Annotated in this window: 7 protein-coding genes; 5 read left to right on the top strand and 2 right to left on the bottom strand. The window is 60.2% G+C overall.

The genetic code is table 11. The features are described from left to right. Positions 1–164: 164 nt before the first annotated feature. A complete protein-coding gene (locus tag M0D69_RS42575; protein WP_301787795.1) occupies positions 165–1,580 on the bottom strand; it encodes a phosphomannomutase/phosphoglucomutase in 1,416 nt (471 codons plus the stop codon). 558 nt (positions 1,581–2,138) lie between these two features. Here M0D69_RS42575 and M0D69_RS42580 point away from each other — a divergent pair. Genes M0D69_RS42580 through M0D69_RS42600 form a run of 5 tightly spaced genes read left to right on the top strand, consistent with a single transcriptional unit; the run spans position 2,139 to position 7,659 of the window. Further along, on the top strand, positions 2,139–3,407 hold the full coding sequence (locus tag M0D69_RS42580; RefSeq protein ID WP_301787801.1) for an oligosaccharide flippase family protein: 1,269 nt from the start codon (positions 2,139–2,141) through the stop codon (positions 3,405–3,407). Next, complete coding sequence (locus M0D69_RS42585; RefSeq protein WP_301787796.1) at positions 3,404–4,231, top strand: glycosyltransferase; 828 nt, start codon at positions 3,404–3,406, stop codon at positions 4,229–4,231. Before M0D69_RS42580 ends, M0D69_RS42585 begins: the two co-directional genes overlap by 4 nt. A gap of 57 nt (positions 4,232–4,288) precedes the next feature. Continuing rightward, complete coding sequence (locus tag M0D69_RS42590; RefSeq protein ID WP_301787797.1) at positions 4,289–5,440, top strand: glycosyltransferase family 4 protein; 1,152 nt, start codon at positions 4,289–4,291, stop codon at positions 5,438–5,440. 23 nt (positions 5,441–5,463) lie between these two features. Then, on the top strand, positions 5,464–6,498 hold the full coding sequence (galE, locus tag M0D69_RS42595; RefSeq protein ID WP_301787798.1) for a UDP-glucose 4-epimerase GalE: 1,035 nt from the start codon (positions 5,464–5,466) through the stop codon (positions 6,496–6,498). Positions 6,499–6,549: 51 nt separating this feature from the next. Further along, positions 6,550–7,659, top strand: coding sequence for a glycosyltransferase (locus M0D69_RS42600; RefSeq protein WP_301787799.1), 1,110 nt, complete (start codon positions 6,550–6,552; stop codon positions 7,657–7,659). A gap of 74 nt (positions 7,660–7,733) precedes the next feature. Here M0D69_RS42600 and M0D69_RS42605 read toward each other — a convergent pair whose 3' ends face one another. Next, positions 7,734–8,555 carry an alpha/beta fold hydrolase gene (locus M0D69_RS42605; protein ID WP_301787800.1) on the bottom strand — a complete coding sequence of 274 codons (822 nt, stop codon included), beginning with the start codon at positions 8,553–8,555 and terminating at the stop codon, positions 7,734–7,736. Positions 8,556–8,917 lie beyond the last annotated feature (362 nt).

Genomic DNA, 8,917 nt, shown 5'->3' on the forward strand with positions numbered 1-8,917 from the left:
TTTTCGCCGTTGGAAAAAGAAATGACGTGCCGCCACGCACAGTGGCTAATAGTGACAAAAAAATCAGCTAACTCACGCAGACCACTAACACCGAAAGCACCAACCCCACCGCCCCCCGCACCGGCAAACCCAAACCAACCCCGTCCACCGGTGCGAGCGAAAAATCAGAACGGAAGTTTGGCGTCGGCCTTCTCCGCCAAAATCACCCGACGAAAATCTTCCTGAATACGTTTCAGCGCGTCCTCGCTGTCAGCCTCAAACCGCATAACAACCACCGGCGTAGTATTCGATGACCGCGCGAGCCCGAACCCATCCGGATACTCCACCCGCAATCCATCGATAGTCAGCACATCATCCGCGCCCGTGAACTTCGCGTTCTTCTGCATCTTCGCGATCAACTCGAAATTCTCACCCTCATTCAGCTTCAACTGCAACTCGGGCGTAGACAGCGAGTTCGGCAAATCATTGAGCAGCTTGCTCGGATCAGCCACGCGCGACAGAATTTCCAGCATCCGCGCGCCGGTATAAAGGCCGTCATCAAAGCCATACCAGCGATCCTTGAAAAACACGTGCCCGCTCATCTCACCCGCCAGCGGCGCACCCGTTTCCCGCAGCTTCGCCTTCACCAGCGAGTGTCCCGTCTTCCACATCACCGGCTCACCGCCCTGGTCGCGAACCCACTTCGCCAGATTCCGCGTGCATTTCACGTCATAAATAATCTGCCCGCCCTTGTTGCGCGACAACACTTCCTGCGCAAACAACATCAACTGACGATCCGGATAAATGATCTGCCCGTCTTTCGTGACCACGCCGAGACGATCACCGTCACCATCGAAGGCAAAACCGATTTCCGCGTCCGTTTCCTTCAACGCCTTGATCACGTCCTGCAGGTTTTCCGGATGCGCCGGATCGGGATGGTGATTCGGGAACGTACCGTCGATATCCGTGAACAACTCGACCAACTCGCACCCCAGCGCCTTGAACAAACGCGGCGCGAGATCGCCGGCCACGCCGTTGCCGGCATCGACCACGATCTTTATCGGGCGCGCAGGCTTGATGTCGCTGACGATGCGCTCAAGGTAGACGTCCTGGATGTCGTACTCGGTGTAAGTGCCCGCACCGGTCGTGAAGTCGTCACTGACGATGCGCTGATACAGCGCCTGGATCTGGTCGCCGTAGATCGCAGCGCCGCGCAGAACCATCTTGAAACCGTTGTAGTCCGGGGGATTATGGCTTCCCGTCACCACGATGCACGAATCCACCCGACGCTCGCCCGCAGGCAGCGCGAGCGGCACGCTGGCCGCGAAATAACCCACAGGCGTAGGCACCATGCCGATATCGACCACATCCACGCCGGCTTCGCGCAAGCCGTCAGCAAGCGCGCCAACAAGTTCCGGCCCGGACAAACGGCCGTCGCGCGCCACGACGACCGAGTCGCCGCCTTGGCTTCGGATCTCGCTGCCAAACGCGCGGCCAATGTTGCGCGCGACGCCGGCATCGACGGTCTTGCCCACGATGCCGCGAATGTCATAGGCCTTGAAAATGGACTGGGTAACTGGTACTTGCGGTGACTGGCTCATGGAATGGCTACCTGACTAATAATGTAAATGGTTCCGGGGCATCCCGAAGCGTCCCGGGTCATGAAGACCCCTCGATGCAGACCTGTTGCTGGCGATAAAACCCGCCATAGCCCAACGCGGCTAATACGTCGCCAAACGCGTGGCCAAACTCAAGTAAATCCGGCCAACGCACGAACGGCTAGAAACGATACCGGACGACGCGTGAAAAAATAACGAAAGAAATTCGTATTGCGCGTCATATAGCACAGCCTCGATCCAGGTGGCGAATTCTCAGTGCTCCCTTCGCGAGTATCAACCACGCGGTTGAGTGCACTTTTCGCACCTATAATCGCAGTCTTTCCGCGCGGACCTGCGCAAATATTCTAATCCAATGCCCGGACGCTTTTTCACCGCGAAGTACAAACGTCACATTGAATGGCGGGAAACCGCACGTTGTTTGACGGCTCCCGACAGGAACGCGGCAAGTCCGGGCGAGTGTTTTACCGCAAGCGCCATGCCTATGGCCACAAGAACCACGAACGCCACAACCGCCACGACAACCTCAGGCACCGCCCACGGATGCTGAAACGGATCACGAACCCCGACGTCACCAAGGCGCTGGCGAACATCGTCTGGCTCGGTCTCGAACGTCTTACGCAGATCGCGGTCGCCATCGCCATCAGCGGACTGCTCGCGCGCTACTTCGGCCCCGACGTCTTCGGCAAATGGCAATACGCAAACACGCTGCTGCTCGTGCTCTCGCCCATCACCTGGGTGTGTGGCGCCGAAATCCTCGTGCCGACCATCGTGAATCGCCCGGCAGGCCAGCTCGGCACGGTGCTCGGCAGCGCATTCGTGTTGCGCATGGGCGTGTCCGCAGCCGCGCTGCTTGTAACGTGGATTGTGACGTGGATCGGCATTGCGACGGGTTTCACCGATCCCCTGGTCGGCGCCATGCTCGCCGGCCTCGCCGTGACCATGCTGTTCCGCGAGCCGTTTGTCGGCGTGATCAACGCGTGGCTGCAAAGCATGACGTACAGCAAGCCGCAACTGCTCACCAGCATGCTCACGGCGGTGGCCAAGGCCGCGCTCGTGTACGTGCTCGTGCGCGCGGCGGCAAGCCCGGCGCGCTTCGGCTGGCTGTGGGCGCTGGAAGCAGCGGTTATCGGCGGGGTGTTGATGCTGTATTACATCCATCGACACGGCGGCAAGCTCGGCTGGCACCTCGACCGCACGTTGTTCCGACATTTCGCGAGCGCAGGCACGGTGTTCTGGCTCGGCCTCATTTGTATGTACCTGTTCCTGAAGCTGGACCGGCTCATGCTCGAACGCCACATCTCGTTCGCCGATCTCGGCCGTTATTCCGCTGCGCAGCAACTCAACGAAAACTGGATCACGCTCGCGCTGATGCTCGCGCAGACCATCGCGCCGGCGTTCGTGTATCGCGTGCACGATGCCGTGCAACTGAAGCGCAACGTCGGCCGCTTGATCGCGATGACGGCAGTACTGATGATCGGCGGCGCGATCGTGCTCGACCTGCTGGCCGGTTTCATCATCTCGCGCGTGTTCGGGCCGGCTTATACGGATTCCATCAGCATTTTCCGCTGGGCCGTGTGGCTCTCGGTGCCGGCGGGGATTGAAGCGATCGGGAACCTCGTCGTGCTTAAATACCAGGCGAAATTCGTGTTGCTCGCAAAGTGGCTGCTGGCGCTCGCGGTGGCCTTTGTCGTCAACCTGATCGCGATTCCGCGCATGGGCAGCTACGGTGCGCTGGCCGGGCTGGCGGCAGGGTATCTCGCGGCAGCGTCGGTTAATTTCTACTACATCCGCTTCAGGCTGCAGGTATGACGCCTACGACGCCCACTCAACCCATGCCACACTTCGCGCTCGACGACGTCGCCGTGCTGATCCCGGTGTTCAACGCCCAGCACGACCTGGACCGCACGCTCGCGTCGTTCTGCGAGCGCGCGCCGGTACGGGTGTTGATTGTCGACGATGGCAGCCTGCCGCCCATCGTCGCGCCGACGGTCGCGAATCTGGCGATCGAAGTCCTGCGGATGCCGCGCAATGGCGGCATCGAGCTGGCGCTGCAGGCGGGTGTGGCCGCACTGGCTGAACGCGGTGTCAAGTATGCGGCGCGCATTGATGCGGGCGATCTCGCGACGCCGTACCGGCTGGAAAAGCAGCGCGAGTATATGGAGGCACATCCGCAAACCGCGGCGCTCGGCATGTGGACGCACGTGGTGAGCATGGAGGGCGCGCCGCTGTTCGACCTGCGCCCGCCGACCGAGCCGGCCGCCATTCGCCGCGTCATGCTGTTGCGCTCGTGCTTCTCCCATCCTTCGATGATGCTGCGCGTCGCCGCCGTGATCGAAGCCGGCAACTATCGGGCGGAATATCGCGCGGCCGAAGATCTCGACCTGTTCCTGCGCCTGATGCAGCGCCACGATTGCGCGAATCTGCCGGAATTCGGCGTGTATTACGAACTCAATGAACACGGCATCAGCGCGACGAAACGCCGGACACAGACTCTGTCCACACTGCGGCTGCAATTGAAATACATGCGCTTGACGAACCTGCCCGACTGGCTCGGCGTGGCGAAAAACATCGCGCATCTGATGCTGCCTTACGGCGCTGTGCGCGCGTTGAAAACTCGGTTGTTTCACACCTGACTGGCTTAAGCCCTTGAAACAAGCCCCTGATTCAGCGCCCTCTTTAAAACCGATCGAATGAACGCAGAGAAATCCCGCCTTCGCATTGCCCTTGTCTGCAACACCGCGTGGGCGATCTACACCTACCGGCGCGGCTTGCTGCGGATGCTGATAGAACGCGGCGTTGAAGTCTCGGTGATTGCGCCTCGCGACCGCACCTTCGCGCCGCTCGAGGAAATGGGCTGCCGATGCGTGGAGTTGCCCGTGGCATCGAAGGGAACCAATCCCCGCGATGACTTCAAGACCCTCACGGCGCTGTATCGCGAGTACAGGTCGACCCGGCCGCATATTGTGTTTCACTACACGATCAAACCCAACATCTACGGTTCGATCGCCGCAAAACTCGCGGGCATACCGTCCATAGCGGTCACCACCGGGCTCGGTTATGTGTTCATCCAGAAGAGCCGGACGGCGAGCGTCGCGAAGCGGCTTTACCGCTTTGCGTTCCGGTTTCCGCGCGAAGTGTGGTTCCTGAACCAGGACGACCGGCGGGCGTTCATCGACCAGAATTTACTGGTTCATCCCGATCGCGCGCAACTGTTGCACGGCGAAGGCGTCGATCTCGGCGAGTACGCTTTCCGGCCGCTAGCGCGCGCCAACCCGCAGACGGAAGGCTTTTTTTTCATTTTAATTGGCCGTCTGCTGTGGGATAAAGGCGTCGCGGAATACGTCGATGCGGCACGCCGGCTGCGCCAAAAATATCCGTATGCGCGGTTCCAGTTGCTCGGACCCGTGGGCGTCGACAACCCCAGCGCCATCACGCTGGACGAAGTGCAGGCGTGGCAACGGGAAGGTGTCATCGATTACCTCGGCGAGGCGCACGACGTCCGCGCGTTTATCGGCAATGCGGATTGCGTGGTGCTGCCGTCGTATCGCGAAGGCGTGCCGCGAACCTTGATGGAGGCGTCGGCGATGGGACGCCCGATCGTCGCCACCGATGTCCCCGGCTGTCGCGAAGTCGTCGAAAACGGCGTGACGGGCTTGCTGTGCGAGGTTAAAAGCGCCGACAGCCTCGCGCAGCAACTCGAGCGTTTGCTGCTCTCGAGCTATACAGCGCGCGCTGAAATGGGCGTGGCGGGCCGCGCTAAGGTAACGCGCGAATTCGACGAAAACGCGGTCGTCGAGCGTTATAAAGGCACAATACGCGCGGTTACCGGCGTTTCACTCTAAATCACCCTCCGGGAGCGTTATTCATGACTGGTCACACAAGCGCGAAGGGCACGATTCTTGTCACGGGCGGCGCCGGTTTTATCGGCTCGCATACCTGCGTCGAATTGCTTAACGTTGGTTACGGCGTCGTCGTGGTCGATAACCTCGTGAACAGCAACGCTCAGGCGCTGAAACGCGTGGAGCAGATTACCGGCAAAAAGCTGGCGTTCTACGAAGCCGATGCCCGCGATGAAACCGCCCTCGCCCGAATCTTCGATGAACACCCGATCACCGGCGCGATCCATTTCGCCGCGTTGAAGTCGGTGGGCGAGTCGGTGGCGAAACCGATCGAGTATTACCGTAACAACATGGATAGCCTGCTCGTTGTGCTCGACACCATGCGCGCACGCAACGTGAAGAAGATCGTGTTCAGCTCGTCGGCGACGGTGTATGGGGTGCCAAAGAGCGTGCCTATCGACGAATCGTTTCCGCTGTCGGCAACGAACCCCTACGGGCAGTCGAAGCTTATCGCCGAGCAGGTTTTGCGCGATCTGGAAATCTCCGATCCGGCGTGGCGCATCGCAACGTTGCGATACTTCAATCCGGTCGGCGCGCATGAAAGCGGCTTGATCGGCGAGGACCCGGCGGGCGTGCCGAACAACCTGATGCCGTATGTGGCGCAAGTGGCGGTGGGCAAGCTTGAGCGCCTGCGTATTTTCGGCAGCGACTACGCGACCCACGACGGCACGGGCGTGCGTGATTACATTCATGTAGTCGATCTGGCGCGTGGTCACATCAAGGCGCTCGATGCGCTGGAAGCACTCGACAGCAGCTTTGTCGTGAACCTGGGCACAGGCCAGGGTTATAGCGTGCTGGATGTGGTGAAGGCGTTCGAAGCGGCATCGGGCAAGCCCGTGCCGTATGAACTCGTGGCTCGCCGTCCGGGCGATATCGCCGAGTGTTTCGCCGATCCGGCCGCCGCCACGAAGCTGCTCGGCTGGCAGGCGGAGCATGGCATCGAGCGTATGTGCGCCGATCATTGGCGCTGGCAGTCGCAGAATCCGAGGGGTTTTGCCTGACGTTTTTGTTCGGGCCTCGCCCGGCCCGTTCTTTTTAGTGGTTATTTTTTCATGCTTAGTTTTGCGCTCGGTTTTCTCGTTTCGCTGTTCATCACGCTGTTGATCGTGCGGTTTGCCCATTTGCACGAAGGCCTTTCCGGCGATAGCGATTTTGCCGGCGTACAGAAGTTTCATGCGCGGTCCGTGCCCCGCATCGGCGGGGTCGGAATCCTGATCGGGCTCACCGTCTCGGCCGTGCAGCTTCGATGGACCTATCCGGTCGTATCGAGCGGCATCCTGGCCATTGTTGCTTGCGGGATGCCGGCGTTTGTTTCCGGACTCGTCGAGGACCTGACCAAGCGGGTGACGCCGGTCGTGCGCCTGGTTTGCACGATGGCCGCGGCCGCGCTCGCTTATTTCTTGCTGGGGATCGCGGTCACGCGCATCAGCGTTCCGCCGCTGGACTTCTTGCTGACCTACAGTCTTATCTCCTGTCTCGTGACCGTGATGGCGGTGGCGGCTTTAGCGAACGCAATCAATATCATCGATGGCTTCAACGGGCTCGCGTCCATGGTCGCGTTCATGATGTTCGCGTCGCTCGCGTACGTTGCGTTCCAGGTCCACGATCCGGTGGTGTTGTCCGCCTCGCTGATCATGATGGGCGCGGTGATGGGCTTCTTCATCTGGAACTTCCCGGCCGGGCTGATTTTTCTCGGCGATGGCGGCGCTTATTTCATCGGCTTCATGCTGGCGGAACTGTCCATCATGCTCGTGATGCGTAATCGCGATGTCTCAGCGTGGTTCCCGGTCTTGCTGTTCATGTATCCGATCTTCGAGACGTGTTTTTCCATCTATCGGAAGAAGTTTATTCGCGGGATTTCGCCGGGAATTCCGGACGGCGTGCATCTGCATATGCTGGTGTATAAACGGCTCATGCGCTGGGCAGTTGGCGCCCAGAATGCACGCGAAATCACGCGGCGCAATTCGCTTACCTCGCCTTATCTCTGGTTGCTCTGCCTCGTTGCCGTGATTCCCGCCACGCTGTTCTGGCGGCATACGCTGCACCTGTTCTGCTTTGTCGTGGTGTTTGCTGTCACCTACGTCTGGCTCTACGTCAGCATCGTCAGGTTTAAATCACCGCGATGGATGGTGTTCCGTCGCACTCATCCCGTTAAGAAGTAGCTTCGCTGCGCCGACGATTTCTCTCGCCGGCGCGTCCCTTCCGTTTGGCCCGATTCAACTCGACTTAGCTTGATTTAGCTCGAAACGAACGCCAGCAAGTCCGCGTTCACCTTCTCCGCCTCGACCACGCACATGCCGTGTGCACCGCCCGGATACACCTTCAGCGTGGCGTTCTTGACCAGCTTCGCCGACTGTCTTCCCGCTGCATCGATTGGCACGATCTGATCGTCGTCACCATGCAGGATCAAGGTCGGTACGTCGAACTTCTTCAGGTCTTCGGTGTAATCGACTTCCGAAAACTCCCTGATGCACGCGTACTGCCCCACGATTCCGCCCAACATTCCCTGCGCCCAGAACGAATCGATCACGCCCTGCGATTTCTTGGCGTTGTCGCGGTTGTAGCCAAAGAACGGCATTGCCAGATCCTTGTAGAACTGCGAGCGATCGGCAGCCACGCCTGCGCGGATGCCGTCGAATACATCCTTCGGCAAGCCGCCCGGATTCGCTTCTGTCTTCAGCATCAACGGCGGCACGGCCCCGATCAACACGGCCTTCGATACCCGCCCCGTCCCATGACGCCCGATATAACGCGTCACCTCGCCACCACCCGTGGAATGGCCCACGAGCATGGTGTCCTTCACGTCCAGTGCGTCGAGCACAGCGGCCAGGTCGTCGGCGTAGGTGTCCATGTCGTTGCCCTTGCCCGGCTGGCCTGAGCGCCCATGTCCCCGCCGGTCATGCGCGATGACCCGGTAGCCCTTCTGCACCAGAAACAACATCTGCGCGTCCCACGCGTCCGCGTTCAACGGCCACCCATGCGAAAACACCACCGTCTTGCCCGTACCCCAGTCCTTGTAGAAAATCTCCGTGCCGTCCTTCGTCTTGATCGTGTCCATTGAACGTGCTCCTTAAGGTGAGATAACACGCTACGTTCACCGTCCATCACATTCGTGTGAGCGCAACGCGCGGGGTTTGGCGAAGGTGCTGCCCTGCCTCCGCCATGCGAATCCTGCGCCCTTCATGCGACGCCTTGATGTTTTCTTTTGACCCGGATTGATCGTACAAAACGACGGGGAATTGACCCGGAGGGTGGTCGGCGCTTGTACAGCGTAGGGCACGAAATCCGCGTCGCAAAGACTTGGAGATGTGCACGGCAGCAGATGCAAATTGGTGCGGGAAAGCGCCAATTAATCAGCCGCATCATTGACGTCCTCGCGGCCCTAAAGGACCGGGGCTCCTTCTGCAAGACGGCCACGTC

Source organism: Caballeronia sp. SEWSISQ10-4 2 (genome assembly GCF_030464885.1).
Classification (GTDB): Bacteria; Pseudomonadota; Gammaproteobacteria; order Burkholderiales; family Burkholderiaceae; genus Caballeronia.

Excerpts from the sequence above, each read along its gene's own strand:
- M0D69_RS42575 (WP_301787795.1), bottom strand. The coding sequence starts at position 1,580 with ATGAGCCAGTCACCGCAAGTACCAGTTACCCAGTCCATTTTCAAGGCC.
- M0D69_RS42580 (WP_301787801.1), top strand. The coding sequence starts at position 2,139 with ATGCTGAAACGGATCACGAACCCCGACGTCACCAAGGCGCTGGCGAAC.
- M0D69_RS42585 (WP_301787796.1), top strand. The coding sequence starts at position 3,404 with ATGACGCCTACGACGCCCACTCAACCCATGCCACACTTCGCGCTCGAC.
- M0D69_RS42590 (WP_301787797.1), top strand. The coding sequence starts at position 4,289 with ATGAACGCAGAGAAATCCCGCCTTCGCATTGCCCTTGTCTGCAACACC.
- galE (WP_301787798.1), top strand. The coding sequence starts at position 5,464 with ATGACTGGTCACACAAGCGCGAAGGGCACGATTCTTGTCACGGGCGGC.
- M0D69_RS42600 (WP_301787799.1), top strand. The coding sequence starts at position 6,550 with ATGCTTAGTTTTGCGCTCGGTTTTCTCGTTTCGCTGTTCATCACGCTG.
- M0D69_RS42605 (WP_301787800.1), bottom strand. The coding sequence starts at position 8,555 with ATGGACACGATCAAGACGAAGGACGGCACGGAGATTTTCTACAAGGAC.